The sequence below is a fragment of the Oceanospirillum sediminis genome (assembly GCF_014164585.1).
GTDB lineage: Bacteria > Pseudomonadota > Gammaproteobacteria > Pseudomonadales > Halomonadaceae > Oceanospirillum > Oceanospirillum sediminis.
This window is the reverse complement of record NZ_JACJFM010000135.1, coordinates 1-455: the sequence shown is the minus strand read 5'-3', so window position 1 is coordinate 455 and position 455 is coordinate 1. Positions and strand designations below refer to the sequence as shown.

Here is a 455-nt window from a genome sequence, read left to right as displayed (position 1 = left end):
GTAACTATTCAGCCCGCTCTCAACTATTTGCTACCTTGACGAATAGTTGAGATCTGTCAGTTTATGCATAGCAACAGACATTGAAGAGCATGGATGAACCTGAAAGACATCAACGTAACTGAAGTGGTTGAGCAAGTACGTGCCCAACTCAAAGAGGATAAACAGGTCACTCCTGCCTTAAGAGCCTCTATCGAACTGATCTTAATGGTTGTTGTTATGCTGGCCGAACGCTTTGGATTAAACAGCCAGAACAGTAGTATCCCGCCTTCTAAAGATCCGAACCGTGCTAAAACCTCCAAAGCGTCATCCGGCAAATCACCCGGCGGCCAAAAAGGGCATCAAGGTTCAACGTTGGAGCAAACCGACTCCCCTGACGAAGTTGAGATACTGAGAGTTGATCGAAGGCGGCTACCTGAAGGTCAATACAAAGAAGTCGGCTATCAGAAGCGCCAGGT

The 455-nt window shown here is 47.3% G+C and carries 1 protein-coding gene; it reads left to right on the top strand.

Going from position 1 to position 455, the window contains the following annotated elements; genetic code table 11:
• Positions 1 to 93: 93 nt before the first annotated feature.
• Positions 94 to 455: DUF6444 domain-containing protein (locus H4O21_RS27975; protein WP_306667907.1), on the top strand; the 362-nt coding region annotated here is incomplete at its 3' end.